Raw genomic sequence first — 24,572 nt, 5'->3', positions numbered from 1 at the left:
TATATTATACCACATATTGCTACTATTGCATTAAATATCTTTCATATATGATAATTGAGCTTGCTACAGCTAAATTAAGTGATTCAAGCTTGCCAGTGTTAGATATAGTGATGGTCTCGTCGCTCATCTTAAACGCTTCCTCTGTCAAACCGCTTCCTTCATTACCCATGAGTATAAAAGCCTTTTCGTCAGTATAGCTTATGGCCTTGCCTCTTGGCGATGTTGAGTAAACCTTGTAGCCCTGCTCTTTGAATGTATTTATTATATTTAAATCTTCATAGTGAACATCAACTAAAAATATGGCTCCCATGGATGCGCGTAAAACTTTTTCATTATACACATCGCAGGAATTTTTTGATAATATTAATGTTTTCACATCAAATGATGCCGCACTTCTAATTATTGTCCCTAAATTGCCCGGATCCTGAATATCTTCTAAGTATAAAACTGTTTTTTCATCAAAATCATAGGCTTCATCTAATTTTTCTCTGCAAATTGCGATTATGCCTTGAGATGTAACTGTATCTTGTAAATTTTTAAATAAATTATTCTCGATTTTAACAATTTCATAAGACTTATCAGATATGAATTCATCGTCAAAGTCTTCGTTAATAACTATGTACACTATAGACGCAGAGCGTTCTATAGCCTCATAAACCAATCTTCTTCCTTCAAGAATAAACATAGAATTTTTCTTTCTATATTTGGGCTTCTTTAAGGAATTGATTAATTTATAAATTTTGTTGTCCTTGGATGTGATCAGACTATTGCTCATTTTGAGAGTCCTTTTCCAAGGCACTTATATCATCAACTTGACCAAGAAGAACTAAAACATCTCCTTGTTTAAGTTTTTCATCTGGTTTTGGTGAGACATCAATATTGTCATAGTTCTTAATAGCAATAACGTTAACGCCATAAATATTTCTAAGCTTAAGTTCTAGTAGGGACTTGCCTATCCAGGACTTAAGTATCTTTACTTCGGCGATTGAATATTCGCTAGAAAGCTCGATGTAATCAATGATGTTTTTGAATGTCAAGTTGTGTGCAAGCCTTGTACCCATATCTCTTTCAGGGAATATAATCTTGCTTGCACCTATCTTTGATAGCACTTTGCCGTGTGATTCACTAGTTGCCTTAGCAATTATAGTTTTAATGCCAAGCTCCTTACAAGTAAGTGTCGCGATGATGCTCGCTTCAAGGTCAGAGCCAATACTTATAACAGCAACGTCAAAATTTGATAGACCTATCTCTTTAAGAGCCATCTCGTTTTTAGCGTCAGCTTCAACAGCATGAGTAACGTAGTCAGCCACTTCACTTATTAAAGCTGGGTCATAGTCTATCGCTAAGACCTCGTGTCCTATCCTTGAAAGCTCCTTCGAAAGAGCCATACCAAATCTTCCAAGTCCAATTATTACAAATGATTTCATATATCCTCCTATCCAACCATTAGGTTGCCTGGTGCGTTTCTAAAGTCTCTCTTTTTGTTTCTCTTGGCAAAAGCGTATGCCATAGTAAGCGGTCCAACCCTACCTATATACATAGTTAGAGTAATTACAAGTCTTCCAAGAGTGCTAAGCTTATCAGTTATACCTGTAGTTAAGCCAACTGTGCCAAAGGCCGATGTTGACTCAAAAAGTAGGTTGATAAACTTTAAAGAGCTATCGGTAATTGTTAGTATGATAGCTGTTGAAAAAACAATAGCTAGGCCAATTAAAAATATTGATACAGCTCTCTTTATTGTTTCGAAAGGTAACCTTCTCTTCAAGCAGTTGACGTCATCCTCGCCCTTAACTACTGATATAGTTGTAAGGAGTAGACAGGCAAATGTTGTTGTCTTAACGCCACCAGCTGTTGATCCAGGTGAACCTCCTATAAACATAAGCATTATCGTTGAGAATATAGTTGTCTCCCTAATCTTAGACATATCTACAGAGTAGAAGCCTGCTGTTCTTGGCGAAACGCTTTGGAAAAACGAGTTTGCAAGTCTTGTCGGGAAGTTCATTGCTCCTAAAGTGTCAGGATTAGTGCTTTCAAATAGTAAAAAGCTAAGTGTACCTATTGCTAATAATGATCCAGTCATGATTAGTACTACTTTAGAATGAAGAGTTAACTTTCTTAATTTATCCTTAACTAGTAAATCCGTATACACAGTGAAGCCTAGTCCGCCTAGTATAATTAATAGCGATAGTATAAGCAAAACGTAATAATCATTTTGAAATATAATTAAAGAATCGCCAAATATATCGAAGCCAGCATTACAATAGGCACTTATCGCGTGAAATATGCTAAAGGCTAAGCCCTTTTCAAAGCCAAACATAGGAACAAAGCGAAGGGCTAATAGTAATGATCCCATCATCTCAAGAAAGAAAGTGTAGCCGATAACCTTTTTGGTTAGCTTAACTATACCTTGTATTGATTCAGTATTCAGTTGCTCCTTAATCATAAGTCTTTCTTTAAAAGATATTTTCTTGCCCATAATGATATAGCCAACAGTAGCTAAAGTCATTATACCAAGTCCACCAAATTGTATCAAAGTGATGATGATGACTTGACCAAAAGGCGTAAAGTCCCTAGCAGTATTAAGAACTGTTAAGCCAGTTACACACACAGCCGATGCTGATGTGAATAAACTGTTTACATAGCCAATAGAGCTGCCGCTTGATGAAGCTATAGGTAGATTTAAAAGTATACTACCTATAAGTATTAAGGATAGAAAACCCAGTGCCAAAACTTGTGGCGGGTTCAATTTGTCTTTAAATAATTTTTTTCTTATTTCCATAAGTATATTTTACTACAAATCAAGAATTTTTGCTATATAGAAAAGAAAAAGTTCCCAAAATTGAGAACTTTAAGCATTCTTTGCCATATCAACTAAATTCTTAAAGCTTTCTTTATCATGAATAGCCATTTCGGAAAGCATTTTTCTGTTTATGTCAATATTTAATTTCTTTAAACCACCGATAAATTTGCTATAGCTCATATCGTTTACTCTGCATTCAGCGTTAATTCTAGCTATCCAAAGTTTTCTGAAGTCTCTCTTTCTGTTCTTTCTACCAATATATGCGTAGCTAAGTGACTTCATAACTGCTTCGTTAGCAGTTCTAAATAGCTTGCTCTTTGCGCCAAAATATCCTTTAGCTTGTTTTAAAACTTTTTTATGATTCTTTTTAGCATTTACTGCTCTTTTAACTCTAGCCATATTTATCCTCCTACTACATTACCATAGAGTCGATTCTCTTTTGATCGCCCTTTGATACTAATGATCCTTTTCTTAAATTTCTTACTCTCTTAGCAGATTTCTTTCCTGTTAAGTGACCCTTGTATGCTTTAAATCTTTTTAATTTACCAGAAGCAGTTCTTTTAAATCTCTTAGCAGACGCTCTGTGTGTTTTCATCTTTGCCATTTGTATTCCTCCTAATTTTTATTATTTTGAATAACAGTCATAGACATGTTTCTTCCTTCTAACTTTGGTGCTTTTTCAACCATAGCCTCAGGACCTAATAGTTCAAGAAATTGATCAAGAACTTCTCTACCAAGCTCAGTATGTCCCATCTCTCTACCTCTAAAGCGAACGGATACCTTAACCTTGTCCCCATTTTGAATAAACTTTTGTGTAGTTCTAACCTTGACATTTAAGTCATGCTCTTCAATGTTTGGAGTCATTCTGATCTCTTTGATATTGATAACCTTTTGTTTCTTTTTAGCTTCCTTGTTCTTCTTTTGCAGTTCATATCTATACTTACCGTAGTCCATGACCTTGCAAACAACAGGGTCAGCATTTGGAGAAACCATTACAAGGTCAAGCTTAGCAGCTTCTGCTATCTCTAAAGCCTTGCTGTTATCGACAATACCATATTGTGTTCCATCTTCACCAATAAGTCTTATCTTCGGATTTCTAATCTCTTCGTTGATTAGTAGCTCTTTAATTGTTTACACCTCCATTAAAAAAACGGGCATAAAAAATGCCCGTACAATACAATTAATTAACCTTATGAACAACCGGTTATAAGGTGAGAAAGCATTTTTCTTCTTGTTTTATTATTCATTACTCATATAGTATATACTCATATAGATTATTTGTCAAGTACTTTTTTTGATTTTACAAAAATATTTTACTATGACAATGGTATTAGAGTCATACTATGCGTTTATATTAACATTAATAAGACCACTTGTCAAGTCGTCGTGACTAATGATGAAGCATATCCTTTCGTCTCTTGTTTTGTTTAGATAATCATATATCTCTTTCGTCGATTCCTTGTCAATGTTTGAGCATATCTCATCCAAAACGAGTACGTCTGGATTTTTTAGTAAAGACCTTGCAAATGATATCTTTTGCTTTTCTCCGCCAGATAGGTTTGTACCACCAATAAGTATTTCGTCGTCAAGTGATTTCTTTTCAAGTATGGATCTAATAAATTGGTTTTGTGTTAAATCTATGTGGCTTCCGTCATCAAAATCAAGTAGAAGATTTTTTCTTAGTGAACCGTTGACTATAGGTGCGTTTTGTACGACATATTCAATACGATCTCTTATGTCTTCGTTTTTACACTTATCAATGTCTATGCCATTCACTTTAATTATCTTAACGTCTCTAAACTTTACTAGTCCCTTGGCAAAAGTACTCTTACCACTACCATTGGCTCCATTGATTCTAACTATATCGCCCTTCTTAAGCTTTGCCTTTGCATTAAAATCAAGCTTCATATCCTTGATATTTATGCTACTGATATCAAGCTCTATATCATTAATCACATCAATCGCGTCACTGCCATCGGCCTCTTTATTCGCAATAAGTTCTTTTTCAAAATCTTTTGCAATATCAAAATTTCTTTTTTCAATATTTGAATTAGTTATGGTCGAAACATTAGCAAAGTAAAGTGGGAAGATTAGTGTAACTAGTATAATTGAGTAAATGCTGCTGCTGTTTGCCATGTAATCATAAACAACTATTAGCAGTAAAAGTGTTTTGATGATCTCGTTAATACCTTCTAAAACTACAGTCATTGACTGAGCGTACTCATTGACCCTTGCCATGCTGCCATAAACTTTTTCAGTCGCTGGCTCTAATTTGTTATATATCACAGATCTATCAGATAGCTGCTTTACATAGTCAACCTCTTGTACATAAGAAAGTATTTCTTGAAATCCCATGCCCGTGCTCTTTTGCATCTCTTCAGACTTTTTCTTTAGCTTCTTATTTAATAATTTATAGCCAAAATAATTTATAGGTAGCGCTAAAAGCATTATCAATGCTAAATACAAATTTACATTAGCAATTAAAATTAAACATACTAAGGCAACTAAAAGTGAGGAGAATATCTGTATGTAGCCACTCATCATGAAGGAGTAGATGCTGTTAACAGATATCGATGCCCTCTCTAGTAAGTTCATAGCGCCTTTTTCTATGATGCTATCGTAGTTCATATTGAAAATGTTTTTTATGTAAGAAATAAAATTGCCTTTATTATACTCCTTTGCAAACTTTTCTCTAAATATTGTAAATAATATAGTAAGCACTTTTGATGCAAGTATAAGTAAAACTATAAATACTATCTTCTTTGTATCAAGTGACGTGCCATTTGCCTTCCATAGCTGTATAAATATCGGCGCAAGTAGTGCTGATATCGATGAACACAGTATCAAGATAAACATGATTATAAAAAATTTCTTGTACTTCATAGGATCCTCCCTTGTAATGATTTAGCAAAATAAATTATTATTATATCCATTATACCACCCCCATAAAAATTTGCAAGCAATATTATATATATTAGTAAATTTTATACTTTATTCACTTATTATAAATTTTTCTTATATAAAAAGAAAACCGAGTAAGATCTTACTCAGTTTTTCTTCATATTAATTTTTTTAATTGTTTTTCATTGCAAAGTCTAGGCTAATAGTGTCGTTAATTAAATCCAGATACTCTTTGTCTGTTACTAGCTCAAGTCTAAGTTGTTGTTTGCCCTCTATTGTTACGTTTGATGCGTCTGCCATAAGTTTGAATGTTTCTTCGTCTATCTTGTCTAAGACTGATTTGTATCCTTTTAATTTTATTGTGATAAATTTTTCATTTGTATCTCTTAGCTCCATATCATCTTTTAGATTAACTAGCTCAAGATTTTCTATAGGCACTTTAATTTCTTTTTCTGCCTCTTCTTCTACTTCATATGTCACCGTGATTTTTACACTATCATCAAGAAGTGAAACGCCTTGTGGGAGTATTGGTTTAACTACTAATTCGCCATCTTTTGGCTCAACTGCATCGCTTACCTCTATCTTCTCTGTCTTGATTGAGCTAATGCCATCGATATCGTCTTGGCCTTTGATAACTAATTTTTGCGGATTAGTTTTGATATTAACTATCTTGTAATTACTTGGCAAATGGCTTACAAAATCTGTTTCTATAGGAACTGATTTTGTTTTATCTATCTGTGCATTGATATTAACCACTTGTGGATATAGGCTAACTTGATCTATCTGATTATCTTTTATATCTACCGCATATAATTTACTTGATATTGTAAATGTTTTATCCTTGTTTGTTAAATCTATCTCAGCGATAACTTTGTCTACCTTTGCTAAATAGCTTTCTGGTCCAGTCAATTTAACATTCTCCACGTCCATGGATAAGCCAGACAAAACATAATTTTCTTTGATCTCGCCCTTTTGCCTTATCTCTATAGGTTTTTTGTATGATTCAACACTATCAAGATTAAAAATTACCTCTGATGGGCCAACTGATGTTACTTGCAAAGTATTGTATTGGCCGATGATTTCTGCTTTAACTGGTATTCTAACTTGACCTGAATCGTAGCCTCTAAAGTCTATGGCTGCCTTGATGTTGTTTTCGTTAATATTATCAAGTTCACTCTTTTTACCCTTTACTTGAACTGAAACTTTTGCCTCATTTGGTCCAAGATTAACAAGTTTAGTGTTATTAAGGTATTCAATATTTTTAAATGCTACGTTAATATTTCTATATGTCCTTGTTTCTTCTGGATTGACAAGTCCCATAACATAGTACCAAAGAAAGATGGCAACGATGACTGAGACTACTTTTGCAATGATATTATTCTTGTTCTTGATCTTGAACTTCTTCATCTTGAACTTCATCTTTTGCCCTCCATTTAAATAATGCTTTTTCTTCGCTACTTTCTGGTAAATAAACACTTAATAATTTTTCTCTAAGTGTATTTTCGTCTAAGTATCTTGAAATAACGCCTTCTTCTGCTGTGGATATGGATCCTGTCTCTTCTGATACTATAACCGCAAGCGCATCACTCATCTCTGTTACGCCAAGTGCTGCTCTATGTCTTGTACCTAATTCTCTTGGAACGTTTTGATTATCTGTTAATGGTAAAAAACAAGCAGCAGCTCTAATCTTATCGCTCTTAATAACTACTGCTCCATCATGTAGAGGTGTGTTTGGTATAAATATATTGATAAGTAAGTCACTTGATACAAGTCCATCTATGTCAGTACCTGTATCAACTATCTCGTTAAGACCAGTTTTTCTCTCGATTACTATAAGTGCGCCTATCTTTTGCCTTGATAATGATAGGCAGGCGTCAACTATCTCATTAACTGTTCTTGAAAAATTTTCTTTTTTAAACTCGGAAATGGATTTAGAAAAAAACTTCATCCTTCCTATATACTCTAGTCCACGTCTCAATTCTGGCTGAAATACAACAACTAAAGCAATAAGACCTACATTGAATAGGTTTTCAATTAACCACCTAAGTGTATATAGGTGAAAAACGTCGCTTAGCTTGGTAACTATAAGCAAGGCCAAGAAGCCTTTTGTTAGCTGCTCAGCTCTTGTTTGCTTAACAAGCTTATATAGTTGATATATTATTAAGGCAATGATTGTGATGTCGACAAGGTAGCTTAGTTTAAAATTTACTAATACATCCTTAACTTGTTCGAACATAGGTCCTCCTACATAAGTTCTTCAAACTTATCCATAAATTCATTAAATGTATCTAAACTGTTTAGTATTGGGGCCTTCTTAGTCATATCTACGCCAGCTTCTTTAAGTATGTCAATTGGATACTCGCTTGATCCCTTTGATAAGAAGCCAAGATATTTTTCAACTGCTCCTTCTTCTTTCGAAAGAACTTTTCTAGCAAATTCTGTAGCGCAGCTAATACCTGTTGAGTATTGGAACACGTAGAAATTGTAGTAGAAATGAGGTATTCTTGCCCATTCGTATTTGATTTTGTCATCAACAACTACATCTTCACCATAATAAAATTTATTTAAATCATAGTAAGTTTTATTTAAGAAATCAGCGTTTAATGTGCCACCCTCTTGAGCGTACTTGTGAATTATATTTTCAAATTCAGCAAACATCGCTTGTCTATATAGTGTTGTTCTAAATGATTCAAGATAATTATCTATGAAATATAATTTTTCTTCTTTAGTCTTAGCATTGTCAATCATGTAATGAGTTAGTAGTGTTTCGTTCATTGTTGAAGCTATCTCTGCTAAGAATATACTATAATTAGCGTATTGAATAGGTTGATTTGTGTTTGTTAAGTATGAGTGCATTGAGTGGCCCATTTCGTGACAGCATGTAAATAATGAGTCAACTGATTTATTATGATTTAATAAGATGTATGGATAAGTGCCCTTAACACCTGATGAGAAGGCTCCGCCTCTTTTGCCCTTTGTTTCATAAACGTCAACCCATCTTGAGTGATATCCCTTATAAGCAATGTCTTGATATTCTTTGCCAAGTGGAGCAATTGCTTCTTTTATAATTTCAGTTGCTTCTGGATAATCTATCTCAAATTTTAAACTGCTAAGCATTGGCATGTATATATCATACATGTGTTGTTCTTTAAGTCCCATGTATTTCTTTCTAAGCTTCATATATCTATGAAGATAGTGAATTTTATCATGAACTGATTCGATTAGATTGTCATAAATTTTTTCATCAACAGCATTTGCAAAAAGTGCCGCTTCTCTAGCGCTCTTGAAATTTCTAACTTCTGCTCTAAAAATGTTTTTCTTAACAGCTGCCTTTAATGTAGCTGCAAGCATATTGATATGATCAGCATAATTGTCGTAGTATGTGTTAAATGTATTTTTTCTTAAAACTTCATCATCTGATGAAAGAAGCTTAGTGAATACACCTGAGCTAAGTGGATGCATCTTGCCATCTTTATCTGCAACTGAATCAAATTTTAGATCAGCATAAGAGAACATTTGGTAGATATCATCTGGTGCGCTATATAAATCGCCTGCTTTTGATAATAATGCCTCTTCTTTTTCACTTAGTGTGTGAGCCTCATATCTAAGTATGTCTTCAAAAGTCTTTCTGTACTCTTCAAGACCTTTTTCTTCAGAGATAAATTCTTCAATTTTCTTTCTTCCTATCTTTAAAATTTCAGGTGATTCAAAAGCAAGTACTGTTGAAAACTTAACTTCTACTGATTGTGCCTTGTCAGCAAGCTCTTGACTCTTTGTATCTGTAGTGTCTTGTGAAAATTTTAAGCTTGCATAAACATAAATTAATTCAAGTCTATGAATAAGATCATATTTTAATTTAGTAAATTCAAATAAAGTCTTTGCGCTTTCACCAAGTTTTCCTTCATAATCACTTAGCTTTAAAAAATCTTTAGAGAACTTATCGTACTCTTCAAGCCATTTTTCATCGCTTTCAAAGATTTTTGTAAGATCCCACTTAAATTGTTCCTCAATTTGATCCCTTGTTTTTAATTCGTCCATGTTAACATCCCTTTCTATTTATTATAGTTTTTTATTAAATAATTATTTATCAGTTTAACAATGCCTTGCATTTGGTAACCCATCTTCCTTTGGTCTTCACTCACAACGCAGATGCTGTAGTCAAGCTTATCCGACTGAATGAAACTTACAAGCCATGCATTGTACTTGCCCTTGCCAAGCTCAGCTGTACCAGTTTTTGCACCAATTGTAAAACCTTTTCTTTGTAAAGAGCTTGCAGTACCTCTCTTTGCTGTCTCTATCATCGCCTCTTTAACTTTATCTGCATCCTCTTTATTGCTAATAGTTTTATAAATTTCACTCTTAGTTGATTCAAGTAAAGTGCCTTTATTGTCCTTGACCATCTTAACAATGTATGGCTTGATCATGACGCCTTCCTTAGCTATGGCACTCGTCATCATAAGCATATTGAGTGGACTAAGTAGTATTGAGCCTTGACCTATGGCGTCAGAGGCTATCTCGGTTTTGCCGGCATCTCTATTGAATTTTGATTTGGCAAAAACTAAATCAAAATCAAAATCTTTATCGATATAAAATTCTTCAATCGTATCAAAAAATTTATCTTTATCCATATTCATAATCTTATTAATAAAATAAGTGTTTATGGAATTGCTCATGGCTGTGTTTAAATCAATGTTGCCATATTTTTTACCGCCAGAATTTTTAAATATATATGAGTCGACCGACTCTTTACCTGTATCTGTATAATTTAAATCTTGTTTTGACTTTAAAATTGCCATAGCGCTCACGAGTTTAAAAGTTGAGCCCGGTTGATATAGTCCTTGGGCTGCTCTATTTAAAAGCTCGCCGTTATTTGAATTTACAAAGTCGTCCCAGTTTTGATCAATAGTAGATGGATTAAATCCAGGGTTTGAGTGCATAGCAAGTATCTCTCCAGTCCTGTTGTCCATAACTATGACAGCGCCTTTATCTTTAGCAAAATTTTTCTCGATTAGGCCTTCTAAATCATTGTCTATAGATAAAACTAATGATTTACCTGCTCTATCATTAAAAATCTTTCTTATGTCTTTGAAATAATCGTCTTTGTCGGTACCCGTCAAAACATCGTTGAAAGTACTTTCAAGACCCTGCTTGCCATATTTTTTGCTAGTGTAGCCAATTACGTGCGAGTATCTTTGTCTAAATGGATATATTCTAGTCTTTTCTTCGCCTTTAACTTTTGTTTCAGCAAGGACCGTGCCCTTCCTATCATAAATTGTTCCTCTAATTACATTTTCTTCGTCGACCCTATTTCTTCTGTTATAAGGATTATTTTTTATGTCCTTAGCCAAGAATAGTTGGAAATATGTTAAATAAAATATTATTCCAAAAAAAGCCGCCAAAAATATTATTAAAGAAATTATAATTCTCTTATTCGTTCTATCCATCGACTTCACCTTCTATGCTTGAAAGCTGCACCATGGCTAGTACTATGAATGACGCCAAAATTGACGTTCCTCCATAAGCTACAAAAGGAAGCGTAACGCCTGTTAGTGGTATCAATTTTAAAACGCCGCCTAATATTAATAGCGATTGAATTGAAAATAATACCGCACAGTTAAAGCTCAAAACTTTATAAAAAGTGTCGTTCGATTTGAGTGATATTTTAAACATTCTCGATATAAGCATTATAAATAGCATGATAACTGCAATGCCTACAAGTGTGCCCATCTCTTCACATATAGCTGAGAAGATAAAATCGCTTGTCGCTACTGGTATTGTATTTGGAAGTCCTAATCCAATTCCTGTTCCGACGAAACCACCTGAACTGATGGCGAAGAGCGACTGTGTTATTTGTAGTCCAATACCGTCCATGTAGTCCCATGGATTGATAAAGCTTAAAACCCTAACTCTTACGTGACTAAATAAATAATAGCTCACGACGCTCATCACGACTGCTAAAAGTAAATTCACATACTTTAAATATTTTTTCTTCTCAAATACAAATTCGCTAAACATCATCATACCGTAGATGATAACTGCTGAGCCAAGATCTTTTTGCAAGAAGAAAAACATTATGAAGCTATATGAGATAAGAGTAAATATCTCTGGTCCAAACTTAATTGACGCATATCTCTTATAATTTTTATAATAAATCGCCTGCAAGAATATATATAATATCTTGATGAACTCTCCCGGCTGAAATCTAATTGGTCCAAGCCTGATCCAGTTTCTTGCTCCATACTTTGTCTTACCTAGCACAAGTGTGATTATAAATAGTATGTATATAAGTGATAATACTATAAAAAACATCTTATTGAATTTATTTTTCATCGCCGTTAATATAAATATGGCGAGATAAAATACAATTATGCCTATACTTATCCAAATAATTTGTCTAAAGCCACTCGTCTCATCAAGCCTTAGTATCTCAAAAGTTCCTATTGAAAATAGCATTGAAACGATAAGGTTTAAATATCGATCCGCCTTTGGTGATATCTTTATAAGTAAAATATTTAATAGATAAATAAGTACAAGTACTCCAGCTGTATAATATATAAAATTTTGTGTTGGCTTCATGTCCTTATAGAAGAAAAATAAACTAAGTTCAAGTATTACAAACATAAAGACCAACAATAAGGAACTTGATATCTTTACTTTTTTTCTCATTTATTGCTCCCTATTTACAAAAACAAATTTTATGTCATTAAGCTCAATTATGTCTCCGTCCTCTAAGATGACCTCATCATCAATCTTAGTTCCATTGACATAAGTGCCGTTTTTACTACCAAGATCACTTAAATAATATTCTCCGCCATCTTCTTCAATTATAAAATGATTTTTTGACACAAAATTATAATCAAGCCTTATATCTGAATATCTATCGCGGCCAACGCTTAAGCTCTCTCTGATTGGATATATCTTATCTTTTTCTTCATCGCCTAAAAGCATTAAGTACGCGCCCTTCTTCGAAGCTTGAGTAGACTTTATATCTTGGAAAATCATCTTAGCTATTTGAAAAACGAAAAGATATATAATTATTATAAAAATATATTTTAATATCATTGACAATATTGAAAAAAAGTCCACAGCTTTCACCTCATCTTTATTTTATCACAAATGAAGAGTTTTTGCCATGGATATTGAAAAAAATTTACTAATCTGTTAGAATTAATTTAGAGGTGTATTATGAACGAAAAAGCTTATAATTATGCAATTAAATATTTAAAGAACATAAAGACGAAGAAAGATGTCTATGATTATCTAATCAGAAAGGGTTTTACTGATGAAGAAACGAGTGAAGTTTGTGACTACATTGAAGAAGTGGGCCTTGTTGATGATTATTTATATGTAAAATTTTTTGTTGAAGATAGTTTTCGTATAAAAAATAAAGGCGCTAGAAAAATTGTCTACGAGTTAAAACAAAGAGGTATAGATGACGATAAAATAAATGAAGCGATAGAAGAAGCAAGTGATATGCAGTATGATGCGCTTAAAGAAGCTTACGAGAGAAAACTTGAAGCAACTAAGAGCGAGACCGATCAGTACAAGAGAAAAAATAAAATTATTCGTTTTTTAATCAGCAGAGGCTTTGATTACTCAGACATAAAGGACATAGTCGATATATAATGAATAAGATTTATTATATATACATGCTTAGGTGCAAGGACGGGTCTATCTATACTGGCTACACCGATAATATTTATAAGCGCATAGAAAAGCATAGAAGCGGTAAAGGTGCAAAATACACTAGAGGGCGCGGACCCTTTGAACTAGTTCACTACGAGAGCTTTTTTACCAAGGAAGAGGCAATGCAAAGAGAGGCAGCGATAAAAAAGCTTAATAAAGAAGCTAAACTAAAATTAATAAAAGATGACGCAAAAAAAGAGTAGATAGTTAATTTTATCTACTCTTTTGTATTTTATTTACTTATTTCTTTATCTGTTTCTTCACTTTTGCTTCTTTTTACTCTGGTCTTTCTTGACTTTCTTCTCTTTGCCATGGAACCCATAGCTATAGCTACAAAAAGTGAGGTAAAAGCAGCCGTCAATGAGATGATTGCAAGCTTCATATCAACGATTGATGCTTGAAGTATACTTCTCTTATTGCCCTTTAATAAAACAAAAACGGCAAATATTATTAAGCTTATAGTCGGTATATATTTAACAAATTTATACTTCATAAAAGCTATATGCAAAAATAAAACTAAAACCGCAAAAACAAGTGCCACTATAAATATAAGTGACGTTTCTGTCATATATGGTTTTACTTCTGTAAGTATTTTTTCTAAAATCGATTTTATAGTACCCATTACTTCACCCTCGCCATGATTACTAATTATACTACATACAGACTATATTTGCAAGCCTAATTATTTTATCTTTTTTGCGCCAAGCGAGATAAATTTTTCCTTCCACATGGCACCGTATTGACCAAGTGCCCACTCATTCATAATTATATTTGAATTTAAATCTATCGAGAAGATTTCATCATATATATGATCTTTAAAAACTTCATAGGCAGAGAAAGTTTTGTCCTTATATATCATGACCATGGATTTGTTAGGCGCACTGAAGGCATCCTTAAGCTTAGGGAATTTTTCTTTAAGACTTTCGTAATTAAAATAAAGCTCATCAAAGCGCACTAGATTTTTATTTGGTCTCTTCATAACATAACTATCCTCATAAAGTCTAGGATGATTAATATCATAGTCCCTCTTCTTAAGTATCCAGTAACCATTGTTTCTCTCAACAGCTAAATTTCTTTCGTCATTTAAAATATTTTTAAACTCATCCATGCTATAGGTCTTGGTATTGTCTGCTTCGTCATCTTCAATTAATTCACGTAGAGAGGCTTTGTTGTTTTGACTGTAATTATCAAGAAAATATACACCTATATCTCCGTTGTCATTAAATTTTGACTCTATTTCATAAGAAAAATAATCATTGCCAACGAATAAAATTTTTCTTAGTCTATCTAGTTTCTTTTCTTTTTCAGCATCATATAAAATTATAGATTTAAATGTATTAACATGGTCATTGATAACTAAAAAGTCCTCTTGATATACGCCGTCCTTGTCAATGCTAACATTTTCAATCCTTGCAAAACCGTCGCGCCTTGGCACTAATAAATAATCAAGCTCGTATGCCTCGCCCTTATATGGCTGCATGTATATGGTTTTGTACTTATAAGTACCTCCGTTATCTTCTCTCACGCCCATCAAAAATCCGATATTTTCATCTATGACTTCTCCTTCAAGGTCTTGAGTGCTTTCAACAAGTGTAACTAGCTCCTTAAGATGCATCTCGTCAAGTTTTTTATCAGTTTTTGTTAGCGTGTAAAGATATTTGCCAAGTTTAATCATCATTTTACCATCGTTAATGATGAGGTCGTATCTAAAATTGCCATTTTCATAAATCGAGTAAACATCAGCATCTGCGCCGTCAATATTATTTAGCTCTATCTTATAATTAAAGAAAAGATAATCTTTTAAAGATACTTTTCTATATTTTACATCTGCCCCTTTAATTACGTCGTTACCTATGATGTAGTCATCTTCACTTATGTAGATGTAGTCATCAACTCTAAGTGCAGCATCGACCTCTTTTTGTTTTTCTTCAACATCTTTTATCTCTTTTACTTGCCAAACGCCATATAGGTCTGGATTTGAAATATTTTTTTTGGGTGAGCACGAAGCTAATGTCATTATGATTATGATAAGTGAGATAAAACTAAGAATTTTTTTCATCTTTAAGCTCCTTAGCTAATCTTACCGTAAATTTAGTACCTTCGCCCGGCTTCGACTCAATTTCAACGCTTCCTTTGTGAAGCGTGACTATCTCCTTAACTATGGCAAGACCAATACCTGTGTGCGATTTAGATTTTTTGCCCGCATAAAATTTTTCGAAAATGTATTTAATTTCATCATCATCAATACCAACGCCTTGGTCAATAACATCGATGAAAAAATTATCCTTATCTTGATAAAGATTAACCGTGATAAGACCACGCTCTTTATTAAATTTAACAGCGTTATCAAGTAAATTTATCATGACCTGCTTAATTCTGTTCTCATCGCCATAATAAATATATGAAGCTGGTGAAACATTAAGCTCGATTGTCTCTTTATTCTTCTCAAGCTTTGGAAATACTTGCTTAGTGATATTTTCAACACATATTTTTAAATCGAAATAATCTTTGTTAAGAGAAATTTTTCCTGAGATAAGTCTTGAAAAATCAAGAAGTTCCTCTAAAAGTGAGCTAAGTCTTTCGCTCTCGCTAATTAATATATCATGAGCAAGCTCTGTCGTCTCTTGATCAAGGCCGCCATCTTTAAGTGTATATGCCCAGCCAGTTAACGAGGTAAGAGGCGTTCTTAACTCATGCGAAATATTGGCGATGAATTCATTCTTTAACTCATCATGCTTGATTATCTCGTCAGATAGCGTATTCATCGCGTTCGATAAGGCGCCTATCTCATTTTTTAACTCAAGCTTTGATTTTTCTTTATAATTGCCCTTCGACATGCGCATGGCTATCCTTGTTAAATATTTTATTGGATTTACAATTGAATCACTTATAAAATTTGAAATAAAAATACAAACGAGCAAAACTAAAAGGCTTATTGCCGCTATGATGATAGATAGTTTACTAGTAAACTCATCAACTTGCCCTAAGCCAAAAAATAATCTTAAATAATATATAGGCTCATCCTTATGTTTAACCGCTGTACTAACTGTTAAAACTCTATCTCCAGATGCCTGGTCACGTCCTATCCAAGTCGCGCTGCCATTCTTAATAAGCGTTTCAATCTCAGGAACCGTAGTGTATTTATATCCTTCCGAATCAAATAACACTGTGCCATCCGTGTCCAAAATTTCGAGCCTTTGATCAATATTGTTGTAGAAGAGGTTTGGATGCTGATTAATTGCTTCCTTTATTTTATCATTGCTTGTAAAACCATAAAATTTTCTATCGTAATCAACATACATATTCAAGGTATCCTTAGCATTTTTAATAGTTTGATTATAATAAAATCTCTTGAACATGTAAGACGAGAAAATATTTATAAGCACAAGCGAGATAAATACAAGCAAGATGAAATTTTGCATCAAGCTCTTCTTTAAGCTATTCTTTGTATTCAAAAGTAAATCCCTCTCCCCAAATAGTTTTTAGATGCTCAGGATTTGATGGATCCTTCTCTATCTTCTTTCTAAGCCTTGATATATTGACATCAACTAGTTTTGTATCCATTAGATAATCATAGCCCCAAACTGTTTTGACAATTTCTTTTCTCTTTACAAGCTTATTAGCATTTTCGATTAAATATTTGATTATGCCAAACTCAGTTGGTGTTAGCTCGATAAGCTCATCATCAAGATAAAAATCTTTTAAGTTCAAATCTATCCTAAACTTGCCTAGAACAATTTCTTTTTCTTCTTTTTTATCAGCAATTAATCTTCTGCTGATGGATTTAATTCTTAATATAAGCTCTTTTGGATTGAATGGCTTTGATAAATAATCATCAGCGCCTGATTCAAAAGCATTTATCTTGTCAATGTCTTCGCTCTTTGCAGTTAGCATAATTATTGCCATGTTTGGATAAACTTCTCTAAGTATCCTAAGAAGTGTGACTCCATCCATCTTTTCAAGCATTATATCAAGAACCGCTATATCGAAACTTTCCTCTTTGCACGCTTCGAGAGCCTCTTCTGCACTTGGAAAATCGCTAACGATGTAGCCCTCCTTAACTAAGTTTATCTTAACAAATTTGCGTATAGCCGCTTCATCTTCGACTAAAAGTACTCTGTAACTCATATAATCTACTCCATATCGATTAATTTATCTCTTGATAGAATAAATATTTTTGCTTTCGCCTCTTTTTTGAAAATATTTTTTACAGCATCCACATACATTTTCATCTGCGTTTTGTAAATATTTTTCACAGTATCTTCATCAAGGCTAGTGACCTTGTAGTCAATTATTTCTACATGATCTTCGTATTCATCTAATCTATCAATAACTCCTGTGTATATTATATCATCTTTAATGTAATAATACTCGAATTCCTTATATGTTTTTGCATTTGTAACTGTTTTGTAAAACTTTTCATAATTTTTTGCGCATATATTTAGTAGTTCTTTTTCTTTTTCACTAAGTTTATAGCTTTCGGCTGATTCATTTAAAATCTCATCAAAGTTTTCTCCCTCATAAGCCTCACAAAATCTGTGAGCGGCAGATCCAAGAGATTTTTTATCGCTACCCTCTTCTAAAATATCTCTCTCGTCATCATACACCTTAAAGCTGTTGGCATTAAAATCATAAGCGTAGGCAGCCCTCGATGGTAGAGGCGCATATAAGCTTTGCCACTGAAGCTTTTCTTTAGTAATGAGATCATCCATTGACTCTTCTATATCTAATTTTTTTGCTTCAAGAGTCCTCTCTTCAAGATTTGCGTTTTCATATTTGCCATCCATGCCCTCAAGAAGCAGCGTAAATCCAGCACTGCCCTTAGATTTGAATATAATTAGCTTTTCTTTAGCTCTTGTTAACATAACATAAAGATTTCTTTTCTTTTCTTCTTCATCAAGAAGATTATCTTCTTCTTGAGAAGATTTAAAATTTGGATAAAGGTCTTTGAATCTTAAAAATATTTTGTCTCCAGATAGTTTTACAAAACCGTTGTCAAAATTCTTTCTAAAATTTGTTTTTGCGCATATAACTACTTTTGCTTCAAGACCCTTTGCCTTGTGAATGGTCATTATTCTTACTAAATCATCATTTTCACTGATATATGATGCCTCTGATGCACTTCTATTTCTTGATGCAAGCAGAGCATCGGCAATATTTTCAAAATTTGTAATACCGCTGTCATAATAAGTAGAAATTTTATTTATAAAACTGCGGATATTGGCATAAGCTTGTGGAGCTCTATTTCTATACAAAATTTTTTCGGTGTAATTAGTATTTTTGATAAAAGTCTTAATGACTTCATCAAGTCTTTCATCATCTTTCATCGATATATATAAATTTAGTTCTTCTTTATAATTTTTAAACTCATCTCTATCTTTAATCGTGAAAATCTCGTCATCATCAAGTGCGTAGACGCTGCTTCTTAAAAGCGCAATCAATGAAAGTTCATCTTCATATCTTAAATAATGAATAAAATTATATATATCTTCAATCTCATCTCTTGAGTTAAACGATATGCTCGCATTGTTATAAACAGGGATATTCACAGACTTTAGCATCTTTTCTATGGCTTCTGAGCTGTTATTGTTACGAACTAGTATAACTATATCCTTAAAAGCCTCTCCCTTCTCGTGCAAATCAATAATTTCATTTGCTATAGCTCGCGCCTCATCGTCCCTTTCTCTGTCCTTTATATAATTAATTATTTTAACTTCACTATTTACAATATCTCCCTTTGCTTCAAGATCTACATAGCCTGGCATTTTAGCATTAAATAGCTTATTTACACTTGAAATAATTTCTTTACCAGTCCTATAATTATCGTTCATCAATATACAAGTGGAGTTTTCATCATCTTTCTCAAAATCTTCTCTAACTGAGTTATATAGACTCACGTCGGCACCTCTAAATGCATATATAGACTGCTTAAAATCACCAACGACGAAAAGCCTGTTTTTGCCAAGTATATCATTTAATAAATAATAAATTTCTTTTTGTATAGGCGATGTATCTTGAAATTCATCAACCATGATGTAGCTAATTTTTGATTTGATAAATTCGCGTAGCTCTTTTTGCTTTAATAAATCTCTAAATAATATCTCTAGGTCATTAAAATCAAGAACCGCTTCTTCTTTTTTAATGCTTTTATATTTTTCGTGAATAGACTCAAGCAAATTAAAAAATTCATCATAATAGTCTAGCTTAGATATCTCAAGTGCGCTGAGTATATAAATTGCACTATTTGTGATACTGTCGTATTCATCTTGCTTATTTTTATTTTGTCCTATTTCATAAGCAAAAATCTTTATAAGATTAATATCGCTATCACTTACGCCATTATTTTTTAAATTATTTAAGGCGTCTTCGTGCTTATTAATCATTTTAAATAAAGTAGCTCTCTGTGTTAAAGAACTCTTCACTTCATCGATAGTCTTGAGCATGGTATTAATGGCTTCATTTATCTTCTCTTCATTGTTTATTTCTTTAAGAAAAGTTTTAGTGTTATCGCATAATTTAGCTATACCCATGCCCATAGTTTTATTTGCAATTGCATTAAGACTAGAGACAAAATCATCGTCATAATTTTTTCCAAGCGCCTTAAAAAAATCATCATAATTTTTTTCTTCAAGTGCTTCTCTTATCGCTCTATCAAGTAATAATTTTGCCTCATCCTCTTCGGCTACCTTGACGCGCGGATCGATCTTTGCAAGCAAAGGCAGTGATTTAAGCATCTTTAGTGCAAATTGATGCACGGTCGAAATGCTTGCGAAAGGCATATTATTATAATAAGCTTTAAATCTTTCATCTGTTTTTGCTTTTTCATAAATAAGTTTTGAGATTCTTTCTTTAAGCTCGTTACTTGCCTTCTTTGTAAATGTTATAGCCACTACCGAAGAAAGTACATCCTCATTTTTTATTCCGTCAAAATTCCCCTTGTCTAAGATGTTTACATATCTATTGACAAGTACAGTAGTTTTTCCAGTACCTGCAGAGGCATCGAGTAAAACGTTTTTATCTATGGTATTAGCAGCCAAAGCTTGCTTTTCATTTAATTTCATCACTCTCTCCCCCTCTTACAAATATTTTTAAACTCACAAAACGCAGGACAATCACTTTTCTTTCCGCTCTTGATTATAGGGAAATTATAGCTCTTCACGCCTGATATTATCTCACTAATAATTTCTTCAGCGTCATCTTGTATTGGCGCCATAGTTTCTATTTGATCATCAAATTTGGATATGCCTATAAAGGCTGCATCTATATCTACGCCACTTGGCTTGTAATATAAGGAATAAGAGATAAGTTGCGAATCATGTGTCTTTGTGCTAGAGCTTTTTTTATAATCGATTAATAAAAGTTTTCCAGATAAAGTATCCTCGTCGACCCTATCTATCTTTCCTCTAATTTCATATCCATCGACATAAATTTTTATTTTTTTCTCAAGCTCTTTAACGACATAGTTTGATTTCTTCATTCTTTCTTCATCATAAATAATAAAATCTTTTATATAAATTTCAATATTTTCAAGCTCAAAACCATAAACATCAGCATATTCGTTAGTCTTTTTGATTAATTCCATAGTTTTTTCAAGCAGAGCCTCATCGTATATAACTTTTTTACCAATAAAATTACTATAATAAATTTCTAAAACTTTATGCATGTAAGTACCTATGTTTCTTGCCTTCATGTCGGCCTCAGCTGGCTCTATACCGTAGATGTAGCCTAAAAGAGCAGAGTACGGACAAGTGTCATAAGCACCTAAGAAAGAAACGCTAAAACCATTATTCAAAAATTCATCAACCTTTGCCATGGTAGAATAATTTTCAAACTTTCCGTTGTATTTTGATGCTTCGCCCTCATTTCTAAGCTTATTTATCTCGTCGTAATCAGGATATTTAGTTTTGCTTAATCCTTTATAAGCTTCTATATATTTCTTTTGCTCAGGATTTGTAGCAAGCGAAGTGCTTTTTTCAATCGCATTAAGACTATCAAGTGCAATCCATTTATTAATTTTATTCTCTTCATCAAATATATAAAACTCATTAAATAAAGACGAAGCGCCTTGATCTGAATCAGATAAAGTCTTCGCTGAATACGATATAGTGAGCTTTTCATCAGTCGCCTTAATCAGTTTTTTCATCAAATTCTTCGACAGCCTTGACATGTACTCGCTTTTATCGTAACCAATCTCATTATAAATATTGTCAAGCAAAAAGTTTTCGCTCATGCTCTTTGGAAAATTGTCCATATTTGCTCCGACTATGTAGATTAGTTTATAATGCCTAAGCGTGTCAAAATCCGCTGTGTATATGGATACGCCAAAAGGCACTCTGTCTTTTTCTCTATAGACTTCATATTTAAAAGCTATTTTTAATAAATCTATCCAAGTTTCTTTGCTAATGGCCTTGCCATAAATCTCTTCGATTGCAGCAATTATTTTTTCAAATTTATCTAAAAGCATCTCATCAGCTGTGTATTTATTTATCATTTCTAAAAGAGTTACACCGTTTGTCTCAAACTCATTTGCCAATATATCAGCATAAAGTTTTTCTTGCCAAACTATATCTTTAAGATTAAAAACGCTGTTTTTATTTATGGGTATATCATAAGAATTAAGCATTTCAGTAAGAGATATTTCTTCTGATTTATCCATAAGATAGATGAGTGCGTCGCCATAAGCGTAGCCTTCTTTTAAAACTTTTTCTTTTATATCGGTCAAAGCGTAGTCAAGCTCAGCCTCAACTGAATCTGCACGCACAAAATTTATTCCATCTGTATAAATAATTTCTTCATTAAATAATTTTTTTGCTAATTTTTCAAAATGGCCACTATTGTCCTCATCAAGATGAACTTCATCAGCATTTTCTTTTAAATAAGCCATTAGATCATCTGAAGCAAAGTCTTCTTCAATGAAAATTTTAGTTTTTTTATCAAGACTCTTCGCCATATCAATCAAATAACTTAGCTTTTTATTTATTTCATTAAAGCCAATAAAGTATATAGCGTCTGCATTTTTTATCTTTAAAGGGTCAAGCTCAGCAGTATCGTTCATGCCAAGATAACCACCCTCCTTGATTAAAGACTCGTAGTCTTCGTAAATTTTCTTGTATTCGCCGCCATGCACGAGTAAATCAATATCTTTTTTGCTCGCGTCCTTAATCGCTTCGAAAATTAAATCCATATACGACGGATAAGATAAAAATTCCATCTCATCTTTATTCATCTCAATAATTTTTTTAATTATAAGGCGCATGCTTAAATCAGATAAAAATTTGTAGCTTCCCTTTGCATATCTTAAATAAAATTCATCCATGCTTAAAACGCTTGTGTTTAAAAGCATTCCAAGTTTTTTCAAACCCTCTTGAACGATAAAGTCTTTGTACTCAGTGTTTTTTGTTATAATTAATATTTTGCCACCCTCATCCATTTGCATGGCGCTAAAGAGGTTCGCAGCGTCTTTCTTTATTTTATATACGGATATCACTTGAGCAAAACCTCCTTGACTTTATCGTAAGTAGCCCAATTATGTGCATAAAATTCTTTATTGGATAAATAATTAAAAAATCCATCTAGCTCTGGAAAAGAAATTTTATATGAGTATAAAAGCTGATTATTTATTATATTTGCAAGTCTTGCGTTAATAGCGACATCTCCGTACTTTCTATCGCCAACGATTGGATGCTTTAAAGTTTTTAGGTGAAAACGTATTTGATGAGTCTTTCCAGTTAATAAAAGCACCTCGAGCTCAGTAAAATTATTTTTCATGTAAATGGACTTAAAATGAGTTATCATCTCAGAACCGTCATCAGATAGCTTCATCATATTTTTCTTTTCGTTCTTTTCGTAATTCACTTCAAAAGTTTCATCAACATCAAAATTCCCTTTGACAATAGTTTTGTAATATTTATTTATCTTTCTATCTTTAATAAGTCTAGTCATCTCTTTAAGAGCTTCATAATTTTTGCAGCCAATCAAAAGACCCTTAGTGTTCCTATCAAGCCTATTGGCAAGGGCTGGCCTAAAAGTATTTTCATTACGTGGAGAGAATTCTTTCTTGTCTATAAGATACTTTATAAAGCTATCGACAACATTTTTCTCAAAGCCTTCCTTAGTAGCGTGACTTAAGACGCCTTCATCCTTATCAATGATGGCAATGTTTTCGTCCTCATAAACTATATTCAAATCAATGATATTTGGGTTAAACTTTTTTGGCGCTTCGCTAAATTTTTCAAAAGTTTCGTCTGAGAAAAATACTTTTATCACGTCGCCAGTTAAAATCCTCTCGTCACCGCTCGCTTTTTTGCCGTTTAAAACTATATTTTTCTTTCTAAGCATTTTCATGAGAAAGGACTTTGTCGCATTTGGAAAAAATTTCACTAAGAAGCGATCAAGTCTTTGATCATTATCATTTTCATTAATTTTTATCTCTTTCATCATTTTCACCTTTTATTTTTCTATAATATATGATATAATTATAATACAAAGTATAAAAAAAAGAAAGTTTAATAATAAGAGGTGTAATAATGAATTTTTGGGAAAAATTTAAAGACTTTTTGTATAACTCGATTGATTACATAATCATGCTCATAGTAATCATAGCTGTTGTATGCATAATCAGTTGGAGACTTGACATCTTGTTTGTTAACAACGGTGCTAACTCAACTCTAACTAAAAACATTGAGAATAATAACGAAGATAATAAAGTGGTTGAAAATATAGACGGCGACCAAGATAACGAAGCTACTAACGAAGACAACGGGGAAAAAGTTAAAGAAGGTGCAGATAGTGAAGCTCCTGCAGAAACAGCTGGAGAGAAAAAACCAGCTGATGAAGAAGCTCCTGTTGAAACAGCAGGCGATGCAAAAGATAATGAAGAAAAGCCAGAGGAAAAACCTGCTGAAAAGGCAGAAGAAAAGCCAGTTCAAACAGGAACAGTTGAAGTTAATATACCTGCTAAGTCATTGCCAGGCGAGATAGGTAAGATACTTGAGCAACAAGGCATAGTATCTAGTGCAAAAGATTTCATCAATAAATGCGTTGAGCTAAAACTTGATACAAAATTAAAATCAGGTAAGTTTACAATCAATAAGGGCGCTAGCCTTGATGATGTCGTTAAGATTATCGCACAAGTTAAAAAATAAATTTTAAAAGCCAGAGTTTATTCTCTGGCTTCTTTTATATG

The 24,572-nt window shown here is 33.0% G+C and carries 23 protein-coding genes; 3 read left to right on the top strand and 20 right to left on the bottom strand.

Annotated elements, in window-relative coordinates:
* Positions 1–22 precede the first annotated feature (22 nt).
* The 13 genes from AC2UOP_RS03595 to AC2UOP_RS03535 form a co-directional block, all read right to left on the bottom strand.
* Positions 23–775, bottom strand: a complete 753-nt coding sequence (locus AC2UOP_RS03595) for a TrmH family RNA methyltransferase (protein ID WP_484832656.1) — start codon at positions 773–775, stop codon at positions 23–25.
* Positions 765–1,427 carry a potassium channel family protein gene (locus AC2UOP_RS03590; protein ID WP_484832655.1) on the bottom strand — a complete coding sequence of 221 codons (663 nt, stop codon included), beginning with the start codon at positions 1,425–1,427 and terminating at the stop codon, positions 765–767. The genes AC2UOP_RS03595 and AC2UOP_RS03590 overlap by 11 nt, the downstream gene beginning before the upstream one ends.
* An 8-nt stretch (positions 1,428–1,435) precedes the next feature.
* Positions 1,436–2,779: a TrkH family potassium uptake protein gene (locus tag AC2UOP_RS03585; RefSeq protein ID WP_484832654.1), complete on the bottom strand. Its 1,344-nt coding sequence runs from the start codon at positions 2,777–2,779 to the stop codon at positions 1,436–1,438.
* 69 nt (positions 2,780–2,848) lie between these two features.
* Entirely contained in the window at positions 2,849–3,199 is a 351-nt protein-coding gene (gene rplT / locus AC2UOP_RS03580) for a 50S ribosomal protein L20 (protein ID WP_019214969.1), read from the bottom strand.
* 13 nt (positions 3,200–3,212) lie between these two features.
* Entirely contained in the window at positions 3,213–3,404 is a 192-nt protein-coding gene (rpmI, locus tag AC2UOP_RS03575; protein WP_019214968.1) for a 50S ribosomal protein L35, read from the bottom strand.
* Between the two features lie 11 nt (positions 3,405–3,415).
* Positions 3,416–3,928: a translation initiation factor IF-3 gene (gene infC / locus AC2UOP_RS03570; RefSeq protein WP_070599155.1), complete on the bottom strand. Its 513-nt coding sequence runs from the start codon at positions 3,926–3,928 to the stop codon at positions 3,416–3,418.
* Between the two features lie 213 nt (positions 3,929–4,141).
* On the bottom strand, positions 4,142–5,683 hold the full coding sequence (locus tag AC2UOP_RS03565; RefSeq protein WP_484832653.1) for an ATP-binding cassette domain-containing protein: 1,542 nt from the start codon (positions 5,681–5,683) through the stop codon (positions 4,142–4,144).
* Positions 5,684–5,872: 189 nt separating this feature from the next.
* The gene (locus AC2UOP_RS03560) at positions 5,873–7,120 is read right to left on the bottom strand and encodes a CdaR family protein (RefSeq protein ID WP_484832652.1); all 1,248 of its coding nucleotides are present in this window, start codon (positions 7,118–7,120) and stop codon (positions 5,873–5,875) included.
* On the bottom strand, positions 7,077–7,937 hold the full coding sequence (cdaA, locus tag AC2UOP_RS03555) for a diadenylate cyclase CdaA (protein ID WP_019214964.1): 861 nt from the start codon (positions 7,935–7,937) through the stop codon (positions 7,077–7,079). The genes AC2UOP_RS03560 and cdaA overlap by 44 nt, the downstream gene beginning before the upstream one ends.
* Positions 7,938–7,945: 8 nt before the next feature.
* On the bottom strand, positions 7,946–9,739 hold the full coding sequence (gene pepF / locus AC2UOP_RS03550) for an oligoendopeptidase F (RefSeq protein ID WP_484832651.1): 1,794 nt from the start codon (positions 9,737–9,739) through the stop codon (positions 7,946–7,948).
* Between the two features lie 14 nt (positions 9,740–9,753).
* Positions 9,754–11,145: a peptidoglycan D,D-transpeptidase FtsI family protein gene (locus AC2UOP_RS03545; RefSeq protein WP_484832650.1), complete on the bottom strand. Its 1,392-nt coding sequence runs from the start codon at positions 11,143–11,145 to the stop codon at positions 9,754–9,756.
* On the bottom strand, positions 11,138–12,367 hold the full coding sequence (locus AC2UOP_RS03540) for an FtsW/RodA/SpoVE family cell cycle protein (RefSeq protein ID WP_019214961.1): 1,230 nt from the start codon (positions 12,365–12,367) through the stop codon (positions 11,138–11,140). The genes AC2UOP_RS03545 and AC2UOP_RS03540 overlap by 8 nt, the downstream gene beginning before the upstream one ends.
* Positions 12,368–12,763 carry an FHA domain-containing protein gene (locus tag AC2UOP_RS03535; protein WP_034450796.1) on the bottom strand — a complete coding sequence of 132 codons (396 nt, stop codon included), beginning with the start codon at positions 12,761–12,763 and terminating at the stop codon, positions 12,368–12,370.
* A 123-nt stretch (positions 12,764–12,886) separates the two neighbouring features.
* Between AC2UOP_RS03535 and AC2UOP_RS03530 the strand changes: the two genes are divergently transcribed.
* Both AC2UOP_RS03530 and AC2UOP_RS03525 read left to right on the top strand, forming a co-directional pair.
* The gene (locus AC2UOP_RS03530) at positions 12,887–13,327 is read left to right on the top strand and encodes a regulatory protein RecX (protein ID WP_484832649.1); all 441 of its coding nucleotides are present in this window, start codon (positions 12,887–12,889) and stop codon (positions 13,325–13,327) included.
* Positions 13,327–13,590, top strand: coding sequence for a GIY-YIG nuclease family protein (locus AC2UOP_RS03525; RefSeq protein ID WP_480021653.1), 264 nt, complete (start codon positions 13,327–13,329; stop codon positions 13,588–13,590). The genes AC2UOP_RS03530 and AC2UOP_RS03525 overlap by 1 nt, the downstream gene beginning before the upstream one ends.
* A gap of 29 nt (positions 13,591–13,619) precedes the next feature.
* Here the strand turns inward: AC2UOP_RS03525 and AC2UOP_RS03520 are convergent, their stop codons facing one another.
* The 7 genes from AC2UOP_RS03520 to AC2UOP_RS03490 are packed head-to-tail and all read right to left on the bottom strand — an operon-like array spanning position 13,620 to position 23,824.
* Positions 13,620–14,009, bottom strand: coding sequence for a hypothetical protein (locus AC2UOP_RS03520; RefSeq protein WP_484832648.1), 390 nt, complete (start codon positions 14,007–14,009; stop codon positions 13,620–13,622).
* A 60-nt stretch (positions 14,010–14,069) separates the two neighbouring features.
* Positions 14,070–15,446: a hypothetical protein gene (locus AC2UOP_RS03515; protein ID WP_484832647.1), complete on the bottom strand. Its 1,377-nt coding sequence runs from the start codon at positions 15,444–15,446 to the stop codon at positions 14,070–14,072.
* On the bottom strand, positions 15,430–16,842 hold the full coding sequence (locus AC2UOP_RS03510; RefSeq protein WP_484832646.1) for a sensor histidine kinase: 1,413 nt from the start codon (positions 16,840–16,842) through the stop codon (positions 15,430–15,432). The genes AC2UOP_RS03515 and AC2UOP_RS03510 overlap by 17 nt, the downstream gene beginning before the upstream one ends.
* Positions 16,826–17,515 (bottom strand): response regulator transcription factor, encoded by a 690-nt coding sequence (locus AC2UOP_RS03505; RefSeq protein ID WP_484832645.1) that lies wholly within the window; start codon positions 17,513–17,515, stop codon positions 16,826–16,828. The genes AC2UOP_RS03510 and AC2UOP_RS03505 overlap by 17 nt, the downstream gene beginning before the upstream one ends.
* A 5-nt stretch (positions 17,516–17,520) precedes the next feature.
* Positions 17,521–20,448, bottom strand: a complete 2,928-nt coding sequence (locus AC2UOP_RS03500) for a UvrD-helicase domain-containing protein (RefSeq protein WP_484832644.1) — start codon at positions 20,446–20,448, stop codon at positions 17,521–17,523.
* Positions 20,448–22,874: a PD-(D/E)XK nuclease family protein gene (locus AC2UOP_RS03495; protein ID WP_484832643.1), complete on the bottom strand. Its 2,427-nt coding sequence runs from the start codon at positions 22,872–22,874 to the stop codon at positions 20,448–20,450. The genes AC2UOP_RS03500 and AC2UOP_RS03495 overlap by 1 nt, the downstream gene beginning before the upstream one ends.
* Positions 22,871–23,824, bottom strand: a complete 954-nt coding sequence (locus AC2UOP_RS03490; protein WP_484832642.1) for a pseudouridine synthase — start codon at positions 23,822–23,824, stop codon at positions 22,871–22,873. The genes AC2UOP_RS03495 and AC2UOP_RS03490 overlap by 4 nt, the downstream gene beginning before the upstream one ends.
* An 89-nt stretch (positions 23,825–23,913) precedes the next feature.
* Between AC2UOP_RS03490 and AC2UOP_RS03485 the strand changes: the two genes are divergently transcribed.
* Complete coding sequence (locus AC2UOP_RS03485) at positions 23,914–24,531, top strand: hypothetical protein (protein ID WP_484832641.1); 618 nt, start codon at positions 23,914–23,916, stop codon at positions 24,529–24,531.
* The last annotated feature ends 41 nt before the right edge of the window (positions 24,532–24,572 follow it).

The sequence above is a fragment of the Fenollaria sp. genome (assembly GCF_057222035.1).
Note: the sequence above shows the minus strand (reverse complement) of the source record. Positions and strands in the feature narration are given on the sequence as shown.